The sequence below is a fragment of the Acinetobacter sp. S54 genome (genome assembly GCF_016624945.1).
In the GTDB taxonomy this organism is placed as follows: Bacteria; Pseudomonadota; Gammaproteobacteria; order Pseudomonadales; family Moraxellaceae; genus Acinetobacter.
In genome coordinates this window covers 17,906-40,652 of the sequence record NZ_JACVUI010000020.1, presented here as the reverse complement: position 1 = coordinate 40,652, position 22,747 = coordinate 17,906, and the positions used below count along the sequence as shown (strand labels likewise).

At 40.6% G+C, this 22,747-nt stretch carries 24 protein-coding genes and 2 pseudogenes; 19 read left to right on the top strand and 7 right to left on the bottom strand.

The features are described from left to right. From IAE20_RS16270 to IAE20_RS16250, 4 genes and pseudogenes are all read left to right on the top strand, one after another. Positions 1-387, top strand: a pseudogene (locus IAE20_RS16270) (type VI secretion system tip protein VgrG); the annotation flags it as partial. Positions 388-397: 10 nt separating this feature from the next. Beyond that, positions 398-2,443, top strand: a complete 2,046-nt coding sequence (locus IAE20_RS16265; RefSeq protein ID WP_200482875.1) for a peptidoglycan DD-metalloendopeptidase family protein — start codon at positions 398-400, stop codon at positions 2,441-2,443. Between the two features lie 13 nt (positions 2,444-2,456). Continuing rightward, positions 2,457-3,151 (top strand): annotated as a pseudogene (locus IAE20_RS16835) (hypothetical protein). Between the two features lie 229 nt (positions 3,152-3,380). Beyond that, complete coding sequence (locus IAE20_RS16250; RefSeq protein ID WP_200482878.1) at positions 3,381-4,007, top strand: LysE family transporter; 627 nt, start codon at positions 3,381-3,383, stop codon at positions 4,005-4,007. On the opposite strand, the gene znuB is transcribed toward IAE20_RS16250, so the two are convergent. Genes znuB through IAE20_RS16235 form a run of 3 tightly spaced genes read right to left on the bottom strand, consistent with a single transcriptional unit; the run spans position 4,004 to position 6,087 of the window. Beyond that, a complete protein-coding gene (znuB, locus tag IAE20_RS16245; protein ID WP_200482879.1) occupies positions 4,004-4,822 on the bottom strand; it encodes a metal ABC transporter permease in 819 nt (272 codons plus the stop codon). The two genes, IAE20_RS16250 and znuB, sit on opposite strands and share 4 nt — an antisense overlap. Before the next feature lie 3 nt (positions 4,823-4,825). Further along, positions 4,826-5,617, bottom strand: a complete 792-nt coding sequence (gene znuC / locus IAE20_RS16240; RefSeq protein WP_200461892.1) for a metal ABC transporter ATP-binding protein — start codon at positions 5,615-5,617, stop codon at positions 4,826-4,828. Then, positions 5,587-6,087: a transcriptional repressor gene (locus IAE20_RS16235; protein WP_200461891.1), complete on the bottom strand. Its 501-nt coding sequence runs from the start codon at positions 6,085-6,087 to the stop codon at positions 5,587-5,589. The genes znuC and IAE20_RS16235 overlap by 31 nt, the downstream gene beginning before the upstream one ends. 122 nt (positions 6,088-6,209) lie before the next feature. Between IAE20_RS16235 and IAE20_RS16230 the strand changes: the two genes are divergently transcribed. From IAE20_RS16230 to adhP, 12 genes are all read left to right on the top strand, one after another. Next, positions 6,210-7,049 (top strand): metal ABC transporter solute-binding protein, Zn/Mn family, encoded by an 840-nt coding sequence (locus tag IAE20_RS16230; RefSeq protein WP_200461890.1) that lies wholly within the window; start codon positions 6,210-6,212, stop codon positions 7,047-7,049. A gap of 170 nt (positions 7,050-7,219) precedes the next feature. Beyond that, positions 7,220-7,618 carry an ATP synthase subunit I gene (locus IAE20_RS16225; RefSeq protein WP_200461889.1) on the top strand — a complete coding sequence of 133 codons (399 nt, stop codon included), beginning with the start codon at positions 7,220-7,222 and terminating at the stop codon, positions 7,616-7,618. 100 nt (positions 7,619-7,718) lie between these two features. After that, on the top strand, positions 7,719-8,594 hold the full coding sequence (gene atpB, locus IAE20_RS16220) for a F0F1 ATP synthase subunit A (RefSeq protein ID WP_200482880.1): 876 nt from the start codon (positions 7,719-7,721) through the stop codon (positions 8,592-8,594). An 84-nt stretch (positions 8,595-8,678) separates the two neighbouring features. After that, positions 8,679-8,924 carry a F0F1 ATP synthase subunit C gene (gene atpE, locus IAE20_RS16215; protein WP_000424060.1) on the top strand — a complete coding sequence of 82 codons (246 nt, stop codon included), beginning with the start codon at positions 8,679-8,681 and terminating at the stop codon, positions 8,922-8,924. 38 nt (positions 8,925-8,962) lie between these two features. Next, the gene (locus IAE20_RS16210; protein WP_004985627.1) at positions 8,963-9,433 is read left to right on the top strand and encodes a F0F1 ATP synthase subunit B; all 471 of its coding nucleotides are present in this window, start codon (positions 8,963-8,965) and stop codon (positions 9,431-9,433) included. An 11-nt stretch (positions 9,434-9,444) separates the two neighbouring features. Then, positions 9,445-9,981, top strand: a complete 537-nt coding sequence (locus IAE20_RS16205; protein WP_200461887.1) for a F0F1 ATP synthase subunit delta — start codon at positions 9,445-9,447, stop codon at positions 9,979-9,981. A 42-nt stretch (positions 9,982-10,023) separates the two neighbouring features. Next, positions 10,024-11,568: a F0F1 ATP synthase subunit alpha gene (atpA, locus tag IAE20_RS16200; protein WP_200461886.1), complete on the top strand. Its 1,545-nt coding sequence runs from the start codon at positions 10,024-10,026 to the stop codon at positions 11,566-11,568. Between the two features lie 76 nt (positions 11,569-11,644). Further along, positions 11,645-12,514 (top strand): F0F1 ATP synthase subunit gamma, encoded by an 870-nt coding sequence (gene atpG, locus IAE20_RS16195; RefSeq protein ID WP_004985623.1) that lies wholly within the window; start codon positions 11,645-11,647, stop codon positions 12,512-12,514. A gap of 29 nt (positions 12,515-12,543) precedes the next feature. Beyond that, positions 12,544-13,938 (top strand): F0F1 ATP synthase subunit beta, encoded by a 1,395-nt coding sequence (gene atpD / locus IAE20_RS16190; RefSeq protein WP_200461885.1) that lies wholly within the window; start codon positions 12,544-12,546, stop codon positions 13,936-13,938. A gap of 27 nt (positions 13,939-13,965) precedes the next feature. Next, on the top strand, positions 13,966-14,385 hold the full coding sequence (locus tag IAE20_RS16185; RefSeq protein WP_200461884.1) for a F0F1 ATP synthase subunit epsilon: 420 nt from the start codon (positions 13,966-13,968) through the stop codon (positions 14,383-14,385). A gap of 83 nt (positions 14,386-14,468) precedes the next feature. Beyond that, entirely contained in the window at positions 14,469-14,768 is a 300-nt protein-coding gene (locus tag IAE20_RS16180; protein WP_200482881.1) for a hypothetical protein, read from the top strand. Positions 14,769-14,937: 169 nt separating this feature from the next. After that, positions 14,938-15,969 carry an alcohol dehydrogenase AdhP gene (gene adhP / locus IAE20_RS16175; protein WP_200482882.1) on the top strand — a complete coding sequence of 344 codons (1,032 nt, stop codon included), beginning with the start codon at positions 14,938-14,940 and terminating at the stop codon, positions 15,967-15,969. Between the two features lie 36 nt (positions 15,970-16,005). Here adhP and IAE20_RS16170 read toward each other — a convergent pair whose 3' ends face one another. From IAE20_RS16170 to IAE20_RS16155, 4 genes are all read right to left on the bottom strand, one after another. Further along, positions 16,006-16,596 carry a hypothetical protein gene (locus IAE20_RS16170; RefSeq protein ID WP_227611168.1) on the bottom strand — a complete coding sequence of 197 codons (591 nt, stop codon included), beginning with the start codon at positions 16,594-16,596 and terminating at the stop codon, positions 16,006-16,008. 141 nt (positions 16,597-16,737) lie between these two features. Beyond that, entirely contained in the window at positions 16,738-17,283 is a 546-nt protein-coding gene (locus tag IAE20_RS16165; protein WP_200482883.1) for a glutathione peroxidase, read from the bottom strand. A gap of 125 nt (positions 17,284-17,408) precedes the next feature. After that, on the bottom strand, positions 17,409-18,167 hold the full coding sequence (locus IAE20_RS16160) for an AraC family transcriptional regulator (RefSeq protein ID WP_200482884.1): 759 nt from the start codon (positions 18,165-18,167) through the stop codon (positions 17,409-17,411). Beyond that, positions 18,164-19,378: an MFS transporter gene (locus IAE20_RS16155; RefSeq protein WP_200482885.1), complete on the bottom strand. Its 1,215-nt coding sequence runs from the start codon at positions 19,376-19,378 to the stop codon at positions 18,164-18,166. The genes IAE20_RS16160 and IAE20_RS16155 overlap by 4 nt, the downstream gene beginning before the upstream one ends. A gap of 140 nt (positions 19,379-19,518) precedes the next feature. Here IAE20_RS16155 and IAE20_RS16150 point away from each other — a divergent pair, with 140 nt between their 5' ends. The 3 genes from IAE20_RS16150 to IAE20_RS16140 all read left to right on the top strand — a co-directional run bounded on the left by IAE20_RS16150 (position 19,519) and on the right by IAE20_RS16140 (position 22,723). Continuing rightward, complete coding sequence (locus IAE20_RS16150; protein ID WP_200482886.1) at positions 19,519-20,172, top strand: TetR/AcrR family transcriptional regulator; 654 nt, start codon at positions 19,519-19,521, stop codon at positions 20,170-20,172. Between the two features lie 106 nt (positions 20,173-20,278). Next, positions 20,279-21,193 (top strand): DMT family transporter, encoded by a 915-nt coding sequence (locus IAE20_RS16145; RefSeq protein ID WP_200482887.1) that lies wholly within the window; start codon positions 20,279-20,281, stop codon positions 21,191-21,193. 351 nt (positions 21,194-21,544) lie between these two features. After that, positions 21,545-22,723, top strand: a complete 1,179-nt coding sequence (locus IAE20_RS16140) for a BMP family ABC transporter substrate-binding protein (protein WP_200482888.1) — start codon at positions 21,545-21,547, stop codon at positions 22,721-22,723. Positions 22,724-22,747 lie beyond the last annotated feature (24 nt).

Here is a 22,747-nt window from a genome sequence, read left to right as displayed (position 1 = left end):
ACAGGTGGCTACTTCAAGGTAAAGAGTGGGCAGAGTGTGTTTGAGAGTGGGACTAAAGTTTCATATGAGGTTCCTGAATTACCAAAAATAGGGCCATATGCTGTTGATTTCTTATTCTCAAGTTTAGCAGGTACGGGGATAGAAAATGCAAAAATACAGATATATGAGCCAGATAACAAAGAAATTATTTGGGAAGGGTTAACGAATTCAACAGGGAAAAGCAGTTTATCAGTGCAAGAAAAATCAAAACGATACGAAGCATTGATTGGTTTTGATGAATGGTCAAGTATCTTTGAGGATGAGGATAAATACGAAGAAGAAAATGACGATGAATTCGAAATTGGTGAGCATGGTTTGCAAGCTGAAAAAAAAGATTTGGAACAATAGGTAAGTCTATATGTCGAATGTTTATATAGTTAAATCTGGTGATACTCTTTGGGGAATCTCAAAAAAAAATCGTATCACAGTCAAAGAGCTTGCGAGAATTAACTCATTATCAGGCAGAATGATTCATAGCTTGAGAATAGGGCAGAAAATTCACTTAAAAGAAGAGTCTAATAGCAATCGTAAATATGAAACCCAATTAAAAATAGTTTTAATGGATCTTTCTTTTAAACCAATCTTAAAAGCTATAATCCAATTGGATTTTGATGGCAAGAAAATCATAAAGAATACAACTAATGGTATATTTGATGATATAGGAATAGAAGACCATTCTATGGGATTAAAAGTATTCTTCAAAAATATAGATGGCAGTTTTGATTTAATTGCTGACCATAAAACACTTCCATTGGGTCGAAAAGTCTTAAAATTAACTTCAAGAAAAATTAAAGTCGAAGGATCACATTATGTAAAAGAAGGATTACTTAACGAGACTGTATCTGAAATTAAAAATAATTTGAAAAGGGTGGGTAAGCCGATAGTTGATGGAGTCTCTTCCGTGCTTGAAAGTCTATCGAGTACAAAAAAACCTCATCAGCCGCAAAGACTACCATCTAAAGAAAAAAATCAATTACCTGAAGAAAGACAGGAGCAGAAACGCACTGATGCTGGTAATAGTACACATATAATTGCTGTACAATTTACAGAAGATAATTTTTTATTAAAGCCAGTTAATAATAAATATAGAGCTTATATTGTGAGCGCTGCTAAGCGACATGGTTTTACCGCCCATTCATTAGCAGCTGTTATTGATGCTGAAGCGGCAAAAATAAAAAAAACAGGGGAGTGGAATGTCAATAGTAAAGCGAATTCTAGTTCTGCTGCAGGATTAACTCAATTCTTAGATGGAACATGGCTTGCTATGTGCAATGACAGGAGTTCATTAGTTGGGCAATATGTAAAAAATAATCCAAAATTAACTAAAGAGCAAAAATTAAATTTGAGGTTCAATGCAGAAATGGCAATTGATGCTGCTGCTGCGTATGCTGTTAGTAATTTTAAATCTTCTGGTCTTCCTTATCAGAATTTAACTGAGCCAAGCTCAATGGCAAAGTTTGCTTATTTGTTACACCATGAAGGAGCTTCAGGAGGAAAGAATTTCGTCTTAAATACTTTAAGCCCCGAACGGGCTAAGAAACTATTGTTTATTCAATTTGGTAAAAAAGGTGCTAAACAGGCTGAAGAATTCTTAAAAAGGTATAAAGGAGATGCAAAAGCGGCTTATGGAGCGTGGCTAAGAAATTATATTGATGGGCATATTGACATTTATAACTATGTTGTCGATATGAGTAAAACCTCTAAAATAAACTTAAGCATGGAAGAAACTATTAAGTTATTAAAAGGACAGTCAATACCAACACCTATTCCTAAAGAGCAAAAAGTAAATTCACAAACTACTAATACTCAACAATCGGTACCAAAGAGTGAGAGTAATAAACCTCAAGTTCAAAGTGATGAGAAAACTGTTGGAGGGGATGAGGGATGGCATGATCCTTTACTACAATGTAAATTAAGAACAGCAGGATTAGCAAATGCGAAAGGAGCTACATTTGGTAAAGTGAGAAATAATGGAACCAAAAATCATCAGGGTGTTGATTTACAGGCTAATCCCGGCACAAAAATATACGCTGTATGTGGTGGAGTAATTGTTGTTGCTCAAGATTCTGGTGGCGCGTATGGTAAAGTGATTGTCTTAAAAGTTGATATCAATGATTTAGCGGAAAAACAAAAAAAATATGCTCAAAGCAAGCTTACAAAAAAACAGTATATCTACTTTTTTTACGCTCATTTGTCAGATATTAATGTGAATTTGGAAGATCCTGTAGTAGAGACTGGAGATATAATAGGAAAGACTGGTGCAACAGGCAATGCAAAGAGAATGACAACAATTCCTAATGGCGCTCACCTTCATTTTGAAGCTAGGAGCGCTCCTGCATTAGGAGTTGGGTTGGATGGGAGGATTGATCCTATACCATTTATAAATGCAAATTTACCATATTGATTTTGAGGTTATTATGAAATCTATAAAATTACTAGCAATGATAATTGCTTATAGTGTTTCTTTTAATATTTGCAATGCCAAAGAAAGCTCCCTTTGGGATGATTATTTACAAGATGCTACTCAAGTTAACTCACCTATAGAGTATATAGGCACATATAATAAATATTCTGCCATTAATCCTAATTTGAAGATTATGTTGAGAGATTTTGGTGATATTAATAAAAAAAAAATATTAACTATACGTTAAAAAAATATGGTATCCAAGTCTTAAATGGCAAGGATGTATATAATGTTTTAAGGACGGCAGTGCCTTTGAAGGCTAATGTTGACTTAGCTTTACTGTACCATGATAAAAATATTCTAGCTTTTAGAACAAGAGAGTTAAGTACTGTTAATTATGTTAAAGTTCCTTTCAAAAGAAATAGGGTCTCTGCTTTTTTATATAATATAAAAAATAATAATTTTACCGAAATACCCGTAATACTCTCTGACAGCGAAGATGGTGATGAGAAAACAGATCTACTCATGGGTGATCAGGTCACGTATGATGCTAAGAAAGGACAGTATACGTATCTTGCAAATGTTGAAGCTTATAAGGATGGGAAAGTTTCCCCATTTAAAGCGGTTTTTAATATTAATCTAAAATGTATTTCTTTAACATTGGGGTGTGAGTCAGTAGGTATTTTAAAAGCAACAAGATCAAATTAAAATTCTTAACTGTAAAATTTCAAAGAGTAATTAGATCTTTGAGATTTTTTTTAAAAAACTTAGATTAGCAACTTTTAGAGCAGAGCTTTATATACTTAAGAGTTCGTTACTCGATGTCTAGTATTTCTAAATTATCTCTATTGCAAATAATCATTTCAAGGTACTAACTTACCTAGAGTTTTAACCTTGAAAACTATACCATTCACATTATTTTTAGCAGCTTTCATCTATGTCCTTTCAAATTTGGCTCGGCTTTATGCTCGCTTGTTGGGCCATTAGTATATCTCCTGGTGCAGGTGCTATTGCTTCAATGTCCAGTGGCTTAAATTATGGCTTTAGACATGGTTATTGGAACGCATTCGGTTTGCAACTTGCATTGGTCTTACAAATTCTGATCGTTGCAGCAGGTGTTGGTGTCCTTTTTGCCACGACACCTTGGGCATTTCTATTGGTGAAATGGTTCGGGGTGATTTATTTATTATATCTTGCTTATAAACAGTGGATTGCTCCTGTACAGAATATCGAAATTAAACAGGACACTGTATATAAATCGCGCAGAATACTAATGCTTAATGGTTTTGTAGTGAATATGAGTAATCCTAAAGCCATCGTGTTTTTACTTGCAGTTTTGCCACAATTTCTAGATCTGAATCGACCTCAATGGCTGCAATATCTGATTATGGCTGCCACTATGGTAAGTATCGACTTAATTGTCATGGCGGGTTATACAGGGCTAGCTGCCAGAGTTCTGAGCTTGCTTCGTTCACCAAAGCAGCAAAAATATTTAAATCGTAGTTTTGCGGTGATGTTTGGTGTAGCTGCCTTATTACTCAGCGCCCTGCATCAAAATATTTAAGAGTTGATTGCCTGATTCTGGATCGTCTTTATTTTTTGAACAATAAAAATTACAGCAAACAATAAAGCCATGCACAACACAATACTTAGACCGGTTGAAATATTAATCACCGCGCTTGACCATAGTCCAATGGTAACTCCGATCTGAGCACAGATAAATGCCCAAATCACCATCTGCTTTGGAGAGTTGGCTAAAAGTCGGGCAGTTAAGGCTGGGATGACCAATAACGCGCCCATTAATAATGAGCCTACTGCACGTAATGCTAAAACGGTAAACAATGCGAGCAGTAGCATAAAGATTAAACGTTGCCATTTAGCATTAACGCCTTCACTCATGGCAATATCTGGATCAATGGCGATCTGGATTTGTGCTTGCCAAAAACGATATAGGACTGTCAAAGCTAAGCCAATAATCACGATAAAAATAGGTAAATCTTCCCAGCCAATAGCAAGTAAGTCACCAAATAGATAGCTTAATAATTCAGGGCGTAAACTTGGAACCTGTTGGATGAGTAATAACCCTGAACATAGTAATGTTGCCGAGCAAAGTGCCAGTAATGCATCATTTGGTAGACGAGGGTCGTGTAATACCCATAAGATCCCCACCAATAATAATGCGAGCATTGCCACCCCTAGCCAAAGCGGGAGCTGCAAAATACCTGCTACAGCGACACCAAGCAAAGTTCCATGTGCCATGGTATCGGCAAAAAAAGACATGCGTCGCCAAAGCATCAAACAGCCCAAGGGAGCTGTTAAAAAAACCAGCAGACTCCCCATTGTCCAGGCAGGAAGTAGAAGTTGTAACCATTCCAGCATTGTTTAAGCTTCCGGTTCAGGGTGGATGTGAGGATGATTGATATGGGTGCAGGATTCAACATGATCGCCATGTGCACAATGATCGTGATGATGTTGATATGGAACACGCTGGCCGCCAAAAATTGCTAAATATTCTGGATGTTGCTGAACACTTTCAGGTAAACCACTACAGCAAATATGTTTATTCAGACAAACTACACGTTGAGTTCCTTGCATGACCCATTGAAGGTCATGGGAAACCATTAATACAGCACAGCCATAGCGTTCTGGTAAGCTGCGGACATATTCATAGAGTTCAGCTTCTGATTGAATATCCAGTCCTTGCATGGGTTCATCCAGAACCAGAATGTCAGGTTGACGCAATAATGCACGTGCTAGAAGCACCCGCTGTTTTTCACCCCCTGAGAGTTGTTGCACTTTGGCATCTTGTAATTTGGCGATGCCTGTATCACGAACAATCTCATTGCGTAATTCAGCTTCACATTTTTCCAGATCAAGTAAATCTTTTACTCGTAATGGTAAGCTGTGAGACGGATTAAACTTCTGCGGCACATAGGCCATTTTATTTTTTTTAGTTGTAATAACTTTCCCACGTGAGGGGTGAACAATACCCAGCAAAACCTTAATCAGCGTAGATTTACCTGCACCATTGGGGCCAATCAGCGTGACGATTTCATTTTTATGCAATGAAAAGTCAACATTTTTGAGAATATCCCGATCATCCCGATGTACAGATACTTGATCCAGCCGAATCAGTTCTGGCATTAGTGTGACAGCTTGCTGCACTGTTGGCATTTTCCAGAAATCTCAATAATGGTGTGTTGGGCGTTAAAATGATCTGAATCTGCCAATTGATGAAGCTGTTGTAATAACCCTTCTGAAGAAGCCTCCTTGACCACATGGCACTCATTACAAATTAAAAATGCAGCTTGATGTCCTTCACGTGGATGACAACAGGGAATATAAGCATTGATTGAGGTCAGGCGATGAATCAGCCCTTTTTCCAATAAAAAGTCAAGCGTCCGATAAACGGTAGGAGGCGCTGCAGGACGATCGGACGCACTCTTAATTTTCGCCAATAAATCATAAGCACCCATTGGACCAGAAGCATTGAGAATTAAGGCCAGAACTTCTTTACGCAAGGGTGTCAAACGTGCGCCTGTCGCAGCACAAAGACTTTCTGCTTCGGCTAGACGTGCAGTAACATTCAGGTGATCATGCACACCGTGCAAGGCGTTATGATGTTCATGTGAACAAGCGCTCATAGGCAAACCTCATTATTTTATTGAATAGTAGCATGAAGTCATGCTGCTATCGAATAAGCGTAGGTATTTTTCAAAATTTGTTATATTATAACATGAGTTGTATATCTAGGTTCGATTTTGTTATGTTTCGTTTTGCGGTGTTTTGCCTTTTGTCCATTATGACGACACTCTCTTGGTCGCAAGCTCCTTTAGTGGTTGCAACACACCCTATTTATCTGATTGCCAAGGAAATCACGCAGGGCATAGAAGAGCCCCAACTACTTCTGGCTAATCAGTCTGGGCATGATATTCAGCTTACTCCAGCTCATCGCAAAGCCATTCAAGATGCATCACTGGTAATTTGGCTAGGTAAAGCTCATGAAGCGCCTTTGGCCAGTTTATTGCAAAATAATTCTAAAGCAATTTCGATTCTGGATTCGCAAATCGTCACAATCTTACCGCGCCGTAGTACCCGTAATGTGCCTTTAGACAATACCATCGATACGCATGTTTGGTTAGATCCAAATAATGCTGTGCGTATTGGTTTTTTTATTGCTGCATTACGCTCACAACAGCATCCTGAAAATAAGGCTAAATATTGGGAGAATGCTCGACGTTTTGCACAAGAGATGCTTGTTGCCAGTCAGGGCTATGAACGTAAATCTGTACAACCCTATTGGTCTTATCATGATGCTTATCAATATCTGGAACGTGCCCTGAATTTGAAATTTGCAGGTGCATTGACCGATGATCCGCATATCGCCGCTACTGCTTCCCAGCTTAAATATCTCAGTGATAACCGCCCTAAACAAAGCATGTGCCTTTTGGCCGAAGGAAATGCCAATCAAAATCAATACCGCATCTTGAATCCAATCGTATTTCAACGTGTAGATGAAAGCATGAATGAAGATCAGGAGTTTGTTGCGGCATGGAAGAAACTCGCCAGTCAAACCACAAAATGTGTCTTAAATGCAGGCAAATGAAATAGAAACCCACAACATGTATGCGATTCGGCTATAAACGAATCATCTAAAAAAACACGACTTAGGTCGGTAAAAGATTGCATGTTCAGGGGTGTAACTCTATAATGCCTGCGATTAAAAACGATCATCAGCGTAATTTGTCAAGCATTCATGCTGTAAGTGGATAAACAATGAGCCGAACTAGTCGCTTGATTGACCGACGATTAGCGAAAGCTCTGGTCTTCTTACAAGCATTAATGATTCCTTTAGCTGCCATTATGGCGTGGCTTATACACGATCGTGTTGCCGCTATAAGCGCTGCTTTAGGAGCCTTGGTCTGCTGGCTTGCCAATCTATATTTTAGTTGGCAGTCATTTCGAACGGCAGGGGCTAGAGCTTCGAGACAGGTTCTATCGAACATGTATCGAGGTATGCTAGGGAAGTTCGGAATCGTGATCGTAGGTTTTATTTTGATTTTAAGCAATGTTAAACCGTTGTCTCCAGCGGCATTGTTTTGTGGTTTTATTCTCGTTCAGACCATGTCGTGGGTCGCTCCATTTTGGGTTTCACGTCTACAGAAACGAGTCTAAACACATCCAAAATTGAAGATTTTTTGAGGACTGCGAGATATCAGGCAGCGCGCGATATTCGTTTCCTTATTTAGTAATTGACATTGACCAGGTGTGATTTATGGCTGCTGAAGAACATGCCCTTACTTCGACCGAGTATATCAAGCATCACTTGACCAATTTGACCTATGGCAAAATGCCGGATGGGACTTGGAAATTGGCTGAGAATGCTGGAGAAGCTCAACAGATGGGGTTTTCTGCTATTCACTTGGATTCAATGGGTTGGTCAATCGGACTTGGCGTCATTTTTTGTTTGATTTTCTGGTGTGCTGCAAAAGCTGCGAAAGCAGATGTGCCATCAAAATTTCAATCAGCGATCGAAATGATTATCGAGTTTGTTGATTCCAGCGTTCGCGATACCTTTCATGGTAAATCACGTCTTATTGCACCATTGGCATTAACCATTTTCGTGTGGATTTTCCTCATGAACCTAATGGACTTAATTCCTGTTGACTGGATTCCGTATCTAGCTCAACACGTTGGTGCAAGTGTGTTTGGCATGGATCCTCATCATGTTTATTTTAAAATTGTTCCGTCTACAGATCCGAATATCACTTTAGGTATGTCGTTATCTGTATTCGTACTGATTTTGTTTTATAGCATTCGTGAGAAAGGCATTGGCGGTTTCGTTGGTGAATTGGCGCTTAACCCATTTAACCCAAGTAACCCAATTGCAAAAGCGTTACTTATTCCAGTGAATTTGATTCTGGAACTGGTAACTTTCCTTGCACGACCAATTTCATTGGCACTACGACTGTTTGGTAACATGTATGCAGGTGAGTTAATCTTCATCCTGATCGCGTTACTTCCTTTCTGGATTCAATGGGCGTTGTCTGTGCCTTGGGCGATCTTCCACATTCTTGTAATCACCTTGCAAGCATTTATTTTTATGATGCTAACCATCGTGTACTTGAGCATGGCAAGCGAAAAACATTAATGGTATTTGCCTAACTGTTAGGTTAACAGTTAGGTTTAATTTTTAGTTTAATTTGGTAATAACCTAACCTCTGAGGAATTTTTCATGGAACTCACTTTAGGTCTAGTTGCAATTGCATCTGCTATCTTGATCGCTTTCGGTGCTTTAGGTACAGCGATTGGTTTTGGTCTTTTGGGTGGTCGCTTTTTAGAAGCTGTTGCTCGTCAGCCTGAACTTGCTCCGCAACTTCAAACTCGTATGTTCTTAATCGCAGGTCTTCTTGATGCTGTGCCTATGATCGGTGTTGGTATTGGCTTGTTCTTCATCTTCGCTAATCCGTTTGTAGGTTAATCATCTTAATTCCTAAATCCACATATTGAGGAATTGCAATGAATATTAACCTCACATTGATTGGCCAAGCGATTGCATTTGCGATTTTTGTCGCATTCTGCATGAAGTTTGTTTGGCCACCACTAATCAATGCGATTAGTGAGCGTCAGCGTAAAATCGCTGATGGCTTAAATGCTGCTGAAAAAGCAAAAGCTGACCTTGCTGATGCACAATCACAAGTGAAAGCTGAATTAGATGCAGCAAAAGCACAAGCGGCTCAATTGATCGAACAAGCGAACCGTCGTGCAGCACAATTGGTCGAAGAAGCACGTACCCAGGCTGCGGCTGAAGGTGAGCGTATTCGTCAACAAGCGAAAGAAGCGGTTGACCAAGACATCAATTCTGCTCGCGAAGAATTACGTCAACAAGTAGCTGCCTTGGCAGTTGATGGCGCAGAGAAAATTCTGAACCAACAAGTTGACGCAGAAGCTCATAATGCCATGCTGACTCAGCTGGCTGCTAAACTTTAAGCGAGGGAAGTATGGCTGAACTCTTGACGTTGGCACGCCCGTACGCCAAAGCAGCATTTGCTTACGCTTCTGAGCAAGGTGCAACTGACAATTGGTCGAATGCGTTACAAGTGCTCAGTGCTGCGGTGCAAGACGAAGCATTTTCCGCTTATTTAAATCGCCCTGAGCTTACTCCTGTGGAGCAAGTTGGACTATTTACTAAAGTTTTAGGTGAAGAACAAACTCAGGCAGTGTCAAACTTTTTGACATTGCTTGCTGAAAATGATCGTTTGATTCTATTACCTGAGATTGCAGTAGAGTACGAGCAACTTAAATCACAGAATAGCAACACAGTGGATGTCGTAATTGAATCGGCATTTCCTTTAACTTCGGTGCAAGAGCAGTTATTAACGCATGCTTTAGAAAAGCGTTTTAATAGTTCTGTGGTTGTGTCAGTAGAAGTTAATCCTGCGCTTATTGCAGGTGTGGTTATTCGTGCAGGCGATCAAGTGATAGATGATTCTGCGCTTAACAAGCTTGAAAAAATGCGGACTCGTCTTCTTGCCTAACAGCAAAAAGACTGAACTTAAAAAAGATTGAGGAATAGCGCAATGCAACAACTGAATCCATCCGAGATCAGTGCGCTCATTAAACAGCGTATCGGAGATCTGGACACCAGCGCGACCGCTAAAAACGAAGGTACCATTGTTATGGTATCCGACGGTATCGTGCGCATTCACGGCCTTGCTGATGCAATGTACGGTGAAATGATCGAATTCGACGGCGGCTTATTTGGTATGGCACTGAACCTAGAACAGGATTCAGTGGGTGCCGTTGTTTTAGGTAACTACCTAAGCCTGCAAGAAGGTCAAAAAGCTCGTTGTACAGGTCGTGTATTAGAAGTTCCTGTTGGTCCTGAGCTTCTTGGCCGTGTGGTCGATGCTTTGGGTAACCCGATTGATGGTAAAGGCCCTATTGATGCTAAATTGACTGATAAAGTCGAAAAAGTAGCACCAGGTGTTATTTGGCGTCAATCAGTCGATCAACCTGTTCAAACTGGTTATAAATCAGTTGATACCATGATCCCTGTAGGTCGTGGTCAGCGTGAGTTGATCATTGGTGACCGTCAGACTGGTAAAACAGCAATGGCGATCGACGCGATTATCGCTCAGAAAAGTTCTGGCATTAAATGTGTGTACGTTGCAATTGGTCAAAAACAATCGACGATTGCTAACGTAGTGCGCAAGCTAGAAGAAACGGGTGCTATGGCGTATACCACTGTTGTCGCTGCTGCGGCTGCTGATCCTGCTGCAATGCAGTATTTGGCTCCGTATTCTGGTTGTACAATGGGTGAATACTTCCGTGACCGCGGTGAAGATGCACTGATCATTTATGATGATTTGTCTAAGCAAGCAGTTGCTTACCGTCAAATTTCATTGCTTCTTCGTCGTCCACCAGGTCGTGAAGCGTATCCAGGTGACGTATTCTATCTTCACTCGCGTCTTCTTGAACGTGCTTCGCGCGTTTCTGCTGACTATGTTGAGAAGTTCACGAACGGCGCAGTAACAGGTCAAACTGGTTCTTTAACTGCATTACCGATCATTGAAACTCAAGCTGGTGACGTATCTGCATTCGTACCAACCAACGTAATTTCGATTACAGACGGTCAGATCTTCCTTGAAACATCATTATTCAACGCAGGTATCCGTCCTGCCGTGAACGCAGGTATTTCGGTATCTCGTGTTGGTGGTTCAGCTCAAACCAAGATCATCAAAAAATTGTCTGGTGGTATCCGTACCGCTCTAGCGCAATACCGTGAATTGGCTGCGTTTGCTCAGTTCGCTTCTGATCTTGATGAAGCAACTCGTAAACAACTTGAGCATGGTCAACGCGTAACTGAGTTAATGAAGCAAAAACAATATGCTCCTTACTCAATTGCTGATCAGGCTGTTTCTGTTTACGCGTCTAACGAAGGCTATATGGCTGACGTTGAAGTGAAGAAAATCGTAGACTTTGATGCTGCATTAATCGCGTATTTCCGTTCAGAACACGCTGCATTGATGCAAAAAATTGATGACACTGGTGATTATAACAAAGACATCGAAGCTGAAATCAAAGCGGGTATCGAGAACTTCAAAGCGACTCAAACTTACTAATTTTTTAGCTTAAGTTTGGTTCACGGAATCAACCCTTCGAAGGCTGTCAAAAGCCTTCGACGACTAGGTTAAGCGTATGGCAAATTTAAAAGAAATTCGCGCCAAAGTAGCTAGCATCAAATCGACGCAGAAAATCACGCGTGCGATGCAGATGGTAGCTGCTTCAAAAATGCGTCGTGCGCAAGAGCGCATGGCTCAGGGCCGTCCGTATGCCGAAAATATGCACCGTGTAATTGCTCATTTGGTACAAGCGAATCCTGAATATAAACACCGTTATATGGTTGAACGCCCAGTAAAGCGTGTTGGCTATATTATTGTGTCTTCAGATCGCGGTTTGGCTGGTGGTTTGAACATTAACCTGTTCAAAAAAGTGGTAAAACACGTTCAGCAGCAACAAGAGCAGTCAATTGAAGTTCAATTTGCTTTGATTGGTCAAAAAGCGGTTTCGTTTTTTAAAAACTACGGCGGTAAAGTACTTGGTGCCACTACCAACATTGGTGATACTCCAAGTCTGGAACAGTTAACTGGCTCCGTACAGGTGATGTTGGATGCTTTTGATAAAGGCGAGTTAGATCGTATTTATCTAGTATCAAATGGCTTTGTTAATGCCATGACTCAGAACCAGAAAGTAGAACAATTGGTTCCTTTGGCTGCGGCTGAAGAAAGCGAAAGTCTGAACCGTACTTATGGTTGGGACTATATCTATGAGCCTGAAGCTGAAGAGCTGCTCAACGGTTTATTGGTTCGCTACATTGAGTCAATGGTCTATCAGGGTGTGATTGAAAACATCGCATGTGAGCAGTCTGCACGTATGGTTGCAATGAAAGCAGCAACTGACAACGCGGGCGAACTGATCAAGAGCCTACAACTTATTTATAACAAGCTGCGTCAAGCCGCGATTACTCAGGAAATTTCTGAAATCGTTGGTGGTGCCGCTGCCGTTTAACATTATTAGTTTGAATTGAGGAGACAGCAATGAGTAGCGGTCATATCATTCAGATCATCGGCGCGGTTATCGACGTCGAGTTTGAGCGCAACAGCGTTCCTAAGATCTATGACGCTCTCCAAGTTGACGGTACTGAAACGACTTTGGAAGTTCAGCAACAACTTGGTGATGGTGTTGTTCGTACAATTGCGATGGGATCAACTGAAGGTCTTAAACGCGGTTTGAATGTAACAAATACCCATGCGCCAATCTCTGTACCAGTAGGTCCTGCGACTTTGGGTCGTATTATGGACGTTCTTGGTCGTCCGATTGATGAAGCAGGTCCAGTTGAAACTGAAGCGCGCTTACCGATTCACCGTCAAGCGCCTTCTTATGCTGAACAAGCGGCTTCTACTGATCTTTTGGAAACAGGTATTAAAGTCATCGACTTACTTTGCCCGTTTGCTAAAGGTGGTAAAGTTGGTTTGTTCGGTGGTGCGGGTGTTGGTAAAACCGTTAACATGATGGAGTTGATCAATAACATCGCGAAAGCACACTCAGGTTTATCTGTGTTTGCTGGTGTTGGTGAGCGTACTCGTGAAGGTAACGACTTCTATCACGAAATGAAAGATTCTAACGTTCTTGACAAAGTGGCTATGGTCTACGGTCAGATGAATGAGCCACCTGGTAACCGTCTACGTGTAGCGTTGACTGGCTTGACCATGGCGGAATATTTCCGTGATGAAAAAGACGAAAATGGTAAAGGTCGTGACGTACTTTTGTTCGTTGACAACATCTACCGTTATACACTTGCAGGTACTGAAGTATCAGCATTGTTAGGTCGTATGCCATCTGCGGTAGGTTATCAGCCTACACTTGCAGAGGAAATGGGTGTTCTTCAAGAGCGTATTACATCGACTAAATCTGGTTCGATCACTTCGATTCAGGCGGTTTATGTACCTGCGGATGACTTGACGGATCCATCTCCAGCGACTACGTTTGCTCACTTGGATGCAACAGTTGTATTGAGTCGTGATATCGCGTCTTCTGGTATTTATCCAGCGATCGATCCATTAGATTCAACTTCGCGTCAACTTGATCCATTGGTTGTTGGTGCTGAGCATTATGAAATTGCACGTTCTGTACAGAACATATTGCAACGTTATAAAGAGCTTAAAGACATCATTGCAATCTTGGGTATGGATGAGTTAGCAGAAGAAGATAAATTGGTTGTTTATCGTGCGCGTAAAATCCAGCGTTTCTTCTCTCAACCGTTCCACGTAGCCGAAGTATTTACTGGTGCTCCTGGTAAATTAGTACCGCTTAAAGAAACGATTCGTGGCTTTAAAGGTCTTCTTGCTGGTGAATACGATCACATCCCAGAACAAGCGTTCTATATGGTGGGTGGTATTGACGAAGTGATTGCTAAAGCAGAGAAACTTTAATTAGCAACCCTAATTTAGGAGATTCTCATGGCGACGATGCAATGTGACGTAGTCAGCGTTAAAGAGTCAATTTACTCTGGTACAGTGACCATGTTGATCGCAAAAGGTGCAGGTGGTGAGCTAGGTATTTTACCTGGACATGCGCCACTGGTAACTTTGCTCCAACCGGGCCCGATCCGTGTTCAGTTGGAAAATGGTACAGAAGAAATTGTCTATGTATCAGGTGGTGTGCTTGAAGTTCAACCGCATGTTGTAACGATTCTTGCAGATACTGCAATTCGTGCCGACAATCTGGATGAAGCAGCAATTTTAGAAGCCCGTAAACAGGCTGAACAATTGCTTGCCAATCAAAAGAGCGATTTGGACTCTGCGGCTGCGCTTGCCTCTCTTTCTGAGATTGCAGGTCAGCTTGAAACCATCCGTAAAATGAAAAACCGTGCAATGTAAGTTGCCCGTTTTTGGAAAGCCACCGCAGGTGGCTTTTTTTTATGCTATAAGATTTAAAAATAGCAACAGAAAAATAGATCTACATGCAATTGATTGAAATTGAACCGCATTTCTGGGAGCTTTATCAGCAAGATAAGCAATTCTTTCTAAGTATTGCAATTGATTTAAGTTCTGTGGTGTCCTGTTGGGATCTTATTTTAACCGCTGAAGAAATATTGTTATATCAGACGGATGGCCGTGAGGCTATTTTGACACTAACTGAACAGTTCGTTGTACAAGTTTATCGTGGTGATTGTACAGGACTCGAACAGCGCATGGCTTCCTCTCAACAAAAAAAGATGATGAATAATACATTTAAGACATGGCAGAAACAAAATAGGTAGATTTAAGTCGATTCAATTTTGATAATTTGTTATTCAACTGTAAATTCAGCCAGAATCGAGCAAATAACCTACCAAATTCCAACCTTGATCATTTTATTGTTATCTATACTTGAGAACGGTTCTTAAAAACTTGAACAATTCTTAATTCTACAAAAACGGAGATAATAAAATGGGAAGCACAATGAAAGCTGCGGTTGTGACCGAATTTAATCAGCCGCTACAGATTAAGGACGTAGAAATTCCAAAGGTCAGTGCAGGCAAGGTTCTCGTCAAGATGATTGCCACAGGTGTGTGCCATACTGATTTACATGCAATGCATGGTGATTGGCCAATCAAACCAAGTTTGCCTTTTATTCCTGGACATGAAGGGGTGGGGGAAGTCATAGAGATTGGCGCAGGTATTACACACCTTAAAGTTGGCGACAAAGTTGGTATCCCGTGGTTGTATTCGGCCTGTGGTCATTGTGACCATTGTTATGCTGGTTGGGAGACCTTATGTAAGGAACAGCAAAATTCAGGTTATTCGGTTAATGGGAGTTTTGCCGAATACTGTCTAGCCGATGGAGAATATGTCGGTGTGATTCCAGAGGGCGTGGATTTGCTCGAAATTGCCCCCATCCTGTGTGCAGGGGTAACAGTTTATAAAGGTCTGAAAATGACTGAAGCCAAAACAGGAGATTGGGTTGCGATTTCAGGCATTGGCGGCTTAGGCCATGTGGCAGTGCAATATGCCAAGACCATGGGCTTTAATGTAGTTGCTATTGACGTAGACGATAGCAAACTCGCGTTGGCAAAAGAATTAGGCGCAGATGTTACAGTCAATGCTATCAAATCTGATGTAAAGCAAGAAGTAACCAAAGCCACAGGTGAAGGCTGTCATGGAGTATTGGTTACTGCTGTTTCACCAAAGGCTTTCGAGCAAGCGGTTTCGATTGTACGTCGTGGTGGCACAATGGTTCTAAATGGTTTACCACCAGGAAAATTTGATTTGTCGATTTTTGATATGGTACTGGATGGTATTACGGTTCGCGGTTCGATTGTCGGTACGCGACTGGATTTGAAAGAGGCACTGGATATTGCAGCGCGTGGTAAGGTGAAAGCCCATATTAGTGTCGAGCCATTAGAAAATATCAACGATATTTTTGATCGAATGGAACACGGTAAAATCGATGGCCGTATTGTGATTGATTTTAACAAATAGAGCGTTTCAAATCTCAATTGAATCATGCCCACTCTTTTAAGAGTGGGTTTTATTATCTGATGGATCAATTTCTGACGACATGTGGGATGTTTCGGATTGAGCTGAATCTGATTGGGGAATCATCATGGCTGCTAATTTTAACATTTCATTTTGAATGCTATTCATTTGCTGTTCAATGTGTTTAAAGTTGACCTGATCCCAGTTTACTTGTCCATTCAAAAATGGGCTTTTTAATACTTGCTGGTTGCTTTCGAGTAATTTTTGTCGAATATCTTCGATTTCCTGACTTTTTAAATTCAAACCCTTTAATGCCTGAGTGAAACCTTTGAGTTGATGTTGCAAAGTTGTGGCTGTTTCTTTGAGATGCGTACTATCTTTTTCCTGTATAGCCTGTTGTAGCTCAGTTTGAGATTGTTTTAGCTGCTGAATATAGTCACCTGCACGAAGTTGCATCTCTGCGACATCCCGTGCGATATAAAAAAAGTTTCCAGTTTTAAAGTCAGTAGTTGGCGATTCTATAGCATCATGATCTGTTGCGGTATTTTCTTGTGTTCTTTCAGCAGAGGGATGATCACAACCTGAAAGTATAATTGTACAAAAGAGTAGAGGGAAAAAGATTTTTAGCATGGGAAAAGTCCTAAAAATTAGGATGAAATTAACTTAAGCGTCACTATAAGCCAGAAAAACAATAGGAATACAAAAAGCTGCAAAAAGAGAAGGTGTTGTTATAGAAAGCACAAAGTCATGAAGACCTTGTGCTTTTAGACTTTACTTGGCTAATTCGGCTTGGATTGCATCGGTTAGGCGCGGATCATCCGCAGTAATATCAGGTGCAAAACGTGCTACTACTTCGCCTTTTTTATTAATCAGGAATTTCTCAAAATTCCATAGTACTTCAGGTTTTGGATTCGGGGTCAGACCATATTCGACTAAATCTTGCCACCAAGGACCCTCACCGATACGTTTGGGTTGTGCAGAGATTAAGGTTTGGTAAAGAGGATGTTTATTTTCGCCTGCAACAGAGACTTTAGAGAATAATGGAAAATGAACATCATAACTTAGCGAGCAAAATTGCTGAATTTCATTATCTGTGCCTGGCTCTTGCTCTAGAAAATTATTGGCTGGAAAACCCAAAATTTCCAGACCGTGCTCTTTTTGTGACTGATACAGTTTTTCCAGTCCTTCATATTGTGGTGTCAGGCCACATTTAGAGGCGACATTGACAATCAAAAGTACCTTACCTTGGTATTGATTTAATGACGTATCTTCCCCTGAAATGGTTTTGACTGGAATGTCATAAACTGAATTGCTCATAAAAATCCTTAAATGAAATAAAGAAAAAAGTGATGTCTTGTTTTAAGGAGATTTATGCAGAAAGGCAAGTGGCTAGCTTGGGATTTCTGTGCAAAAACAGTGAAGATCTTCGTACTAAATGAAATTTATTTCATTTGTAAGGGTGTTTGGCCGGTATAGCGTTTAAAAAACTCGATAAAACTGGAACTGTGCTGGTAGCCAAGATCCAGTGCAATACGTTTAATCGCACTGCCTTGCTGGATTTGTCCAATAGCGTAAACGATTTTGGCGCGATTACGCCACTCGGATAAAGATAAATGCAATTCCTGCTGACTGAGACGCAAGGCATGGCGTTCGCTGATTTGAAAATTTTCTAAAATCTGTTGCAAACTCTGGTCAAAAGATTGACGTTGCCCCAATTGATCCAGAATAGGCGCCAAGATAGGATTTGTTGTTTGGGGTAGGTAATGATCATAACAATCTGCTGCGAGCATTTGATCCAATAACACTTGTAATAAATGCTGATATTCTGCCAAGTCCGGTTGGGATTGATGATGTAATAATTCTTTAACAAGTGCATGAAAAAAGGGGCGAATTTCAAGCGTCTTGGGACTGGTATTAAAATATGCGCATAACTCCGGATGCACACGGATACAAATAAAATGGGTTGGCTGCTCAACTGCAATACAAAAATGGCTAGTTTGTGGCGGTAACCACAAACCATAATTCGGTGGAGCAAGAAACGTTCGCTCACCCACCTGAATTTCCAGAATGCCATTTAAACTAAAATTAAAATCACCCCACACGGAAGAATGTGGGCAGATACTGTCATGTGGATGGAAAAAAAATTCATTAATTTCCAGTTTTTGTGCCAGATTCTGTGAAGGGGGGATTAGGTCAGTCATGCTTCATTGTCACAGGTGATTTTTGGATTATTTAAACCTTTAGCTAATGTGAAAATAGACAACAGTGCTAAAAGAATAAAACTCAGTACCCCATAAATTAGAATATTTTCATTGAAATGATCAACTACAAAACCGCCTAGAAGCGATCCACTCGCGATCATGACTTGAAATAATCCTACAAATAAAGGCATGCCTTTCTCAACTGCCTGAGGTGCATGTACAAACATCCAAATATTGGCTGATGTGGGAAATGCACCAAAAGCAAACCCCCATAAGGCAGTTAAAACAAATGCCCCTGTTTCATGAATCGCAAATACAGGAAATCCAAAGAATACAATGGCGAAGCATATGCCAACAAAAGCCAGTGTATAGCGAATATTTAAATTGCCGCTATACCCCGCAAAGGCATTGCCAAAAACTCCTGCAATACCATAGAGCAATAACAACATGCCAATGGTCGTACCATCAAAACCCGCAATATGTTTGAAAAATGGTGCAAGATAACTATAAGCACAAAAATGCGCTAATCCGATAAGGAGTATGATTAACATCCCACTTCGTGCTTTGGGAATGCGAAGTAGAGCAGGCAGATCACGTAAATGAATGGCTGAATCAGGTCGAAGTTTCGGTAAAAAGATGAGCTGAAGTAAGAATACGGCAAAACCAATGACCGCAGTGATTGCAAATGCACTACGCCATCCATAAAACTCACTCAGCCATGTGCCAATAGGGACGCCCAACACAGTTGCCAATGTCACACCCGCCATAACGACGGCTGTTGCTTTAGAGATGGGCAAGCTTGCCGGAGCCAGTTTGCCACTTAGAGCAATTGCGGTCGCCCAAAAGCCACCAATTGAAATCCCCAGAATTAACCGGCTCACGAGCAGAAGATTAAAACTATCAGCGATTGCAGTAATACTATTGGCAACCACCATGACCAATGTTAATAAAATCAGAACATAACGACGATCTAACTGTTTCATTGCCACAGGAAGTAAAGGCGCTGCAAAAGCAGCCATTACGCCAGGAAGTGTAATAATTAGCCCTGCTGTACCTGTTGAAATTTTCAAATCGCTGGCAACACTATTGAGTACGCCAATAGGTAAAAATTCGCTGGTAACCAAAGCAAATGCGGCAATTGAAACGGCTAGTATAGCCAGCCAGCTGCCTTGTGTAACAGGATTAGGTGGAGTGGTAGGAGAGCTATCCATTGAATTTCAACCTTATGTCTAGAGATGAAAAATCGTGCTAATTTATTTTGTAGTGATCACTATGAAAATAAAAATAGTTGAAAAAATATCTGACGTCAATTAATTTAATAATGATTGTTATAAAAATAGCTGTGAGCTTTATGACAAAATTGGATAATACATTGATGATGGATGAGCTGACTGAGTTACCCAAGAAAAAGCGGGGTCGACCAAAATGCTTTAATGAAGAGCAGGCCTTGCAAAAAGCTATGTTGCTGTTTTGGGAGCATGGCTATGAGGCAACTTCGATTAATGATTTAACACAGGCGCTTGAAATCACAGCCCCAAGTCTCTACAGCAGTTTTGGTGATAAAACCGCATTATTTTATAAAAGTATTGATTATTATTTGGCGCATGAAGCCTGCCCGATCGAACCGATTTTTACACAAGCACGGACGGCAAAAATCGCATTTGAACTATTTTTGTATGACAATATCAAACGTTTAATGCAGCCAAACAAACCAAAGGGTTGTATGTTGATTACCGCGGCTATGAATGGTTCGGAACAAACACAGGATGTACAACATAATTTGCTAGAAAAACGTTTAGCTACCAAACAAAAATTATGCGAAAGGCTACAACAGGGCGTTCGGGAGGGTGATCTCTCTAATGTCGCACCTATAGCGACAATGACAGATTTTTATTGTACGGTGATTCAGGGCTTAACTGTACAGGCAAGGGACGGTGCTAATATCGATGAGCTGAATCAGGTCGTTGAACATGCCATGAAAGCATGGGATCTATTTGAAACTTGATCGATATGGATGTCCAATGTGCTGTATAAATGTCTGAAATGCGATATTTCAATTTAATTCGACATTGCTCACAATATATCCCACGCTAGTCGATTCGAGTTGACTCATGAAAGACGTTGCAAAAGTACATTGGTGGGCATTTTTATTGCCAATGCTTGCAGTATTAATCTGGTCATTAAATATTACGGTAACACGCTATGCAGCAGATCTGATCTCACCTGTCAGTATTAGTTTTTATCGCTGGTTGATTGCTTTTATTATACTTACCCCTTTTATGCTGCCACAAGTATGGAAGCAGCGCATGCTGGTGCGTCGTCATTTGGGGCAACTGGCAATATTAAGTGCATTTGGAATGGTGTTATATCAGGGGCTGGCCTATAGTGCGGCGCATTATACGACGGCGACTAATATGGGCATCATCAATGCCTTTATTCCAGTATTCACCATTTTTGTGTCGATGTTTATCTTAAAAGATATTCCCAATAAATTTGCTGTGATTGGCAGTTTGATTTCTTTCTTTGGTCTGATCTATGTCATGAGTCAGGGACATCTTAGCAGCTTGTTAAATAGTGGCGGGCATTTGGGGGATGGCATTATGGTCATTGCCGTTTTTTTCTATGCCTTTTATGGGGTGTTTTTAAAGAAATGGCAGTTACAGATTCCATTATTGATTAGTTTGTATGTCCAAATCGGGTTTGCCCTGATTTATCATTTACCCTTTGTTGCATGGTTGGGACTAGATGCCATTAATGCCCAGAATGGGCCAAGTGTTTTTTATGCAGGCCTTTTCCCATCATTGATTGCACCTTTGGTCTGGATGGTGGCAGTACAACAGATTGGGCCAAATCGTACCAGTATTTTTATGAATTTGATGCCTGTATTTACTGCGATTATTGCCAGTATGTGGTTGTCTGAACAGTGGACCATCTATCATACGCTTGGTGGAATCATGATCTTGGTGGGTATTGTTCTCGCGCAGAAGAAAACTCCTGCAAAGGCAGCGCAGTTACTTCGGAATTAGAAATATGATTTTGAAGCAGGTGTGGGGCTAGATGTTCCACACTTGTGCAAAACAATTGTTATGATAAAAAAATTACTTTTTGGCGCGATTGTTGTGCCGTAAGAGAAAGTAGTAGCTGCTAAAAATTTTTATTCTAACAATTTGATTATTATAAATTTTATTTTTAATTTAAAGAATGATCTATTCTGCTTTTTGTATAACCTTTATTTAAAAATGATCAATTAAAAATATTAAACTAAATGTTGGCGCAAACGTTGCATTTTACCTCTATGTCTTCTGGAAAATAGATCATTGCGATTCGAGCAATTTTATTTTCTGGCGTTTATACCATAACAAAATTGGGGTAATGCGATGTCTATTGAAATGAACAAAAATCCAAATACGTTACGCGATCAAAGCCCACAGGGTTTATTTTCAAAATTATTCTCAAAATTTAAGAAGACTGCATTTTGTGCGGCTAGTAGTGGTTTACTCACCGTAGGGGCTCTATCGACAACTGCAACAATGGTGACTACAGCTTATGCGGCTGATCCACTCAAAGCAGCCTTTGTTTATATTGGCCCGCCAGGTGATCATGGCTGGACATATGCACATGACCAATCTCGCATTCGCACAGAAAAAGATCTGAAAGGAGCGGTAAAAACCACCTTTGTTGCCAACGTGCCTGAAACAGGAGATGCAGAGCGAGTATTTCGTAATCTAGCGCAGCAAGGCAATAAAGTAATCTTCGGAACTTCATTTGGCTATATGAATGCGATGGAAAAAGTTTCACGTACTTATCCGAATACCGTATTTATGCATGCGACGGGCTATAAGTCTGGCAAGAATATGGGCAACTATAATATTCGTACCTATCAAGGGGCGTATTTACTGGGTGTATTGGCGGGAAGCAAAAGTAAGACCAATAAAATCGGCTTTGTCGGTTCTTATCCCATTCCAGAAGTAGTGCGTAATATCAATGCATTTACCATTGGCGCGCGTAGCGTTAATCCAAAAATCACGACACAGGTGGTTTGGGTGAGTTCATGGTTTGATCCAGGTAAAGAACGTGATGCTGCATTGGCTTTGATTTCACAAGGTTGTGATGTGTTATTACAAAATACTGATTCGCCAGCAGTTGTTCAGGCAGCCAAACAAAAAGGTGTTTGGGGATTAGGTTGGAACTCAGATATGGGTAAATTTGGTGGCGATGCACAATTGGGTGCGGCGGTACTACATTGGGATCCGATTTACGACAAAGTGCTGAAAGATGTTGCTGCGAAAAAATGGAGCAATGCACCGATCTACTATGGTGTAAAAGAAGGTACGGTCAATGTTGAAAATATTGGAACAGCGGTCTCTGCGGATGCCAAAAAGATGGTATTAGCTCGTCGTGATGCGATTAAAGCAGGCAAATTGAATCCATTTGCAGGTCCTCTATATACACAGGCAGGTAAAGAATTTGTCAAGGCAGGCAGTGCTTATACCGAAGCGCAACTCGACAAAATGAACTTCTATGTACAAGGTGTGCAAGGTGTATTGCCAAAATAAAAATTGGGCAAAGTGGTTTAAGTT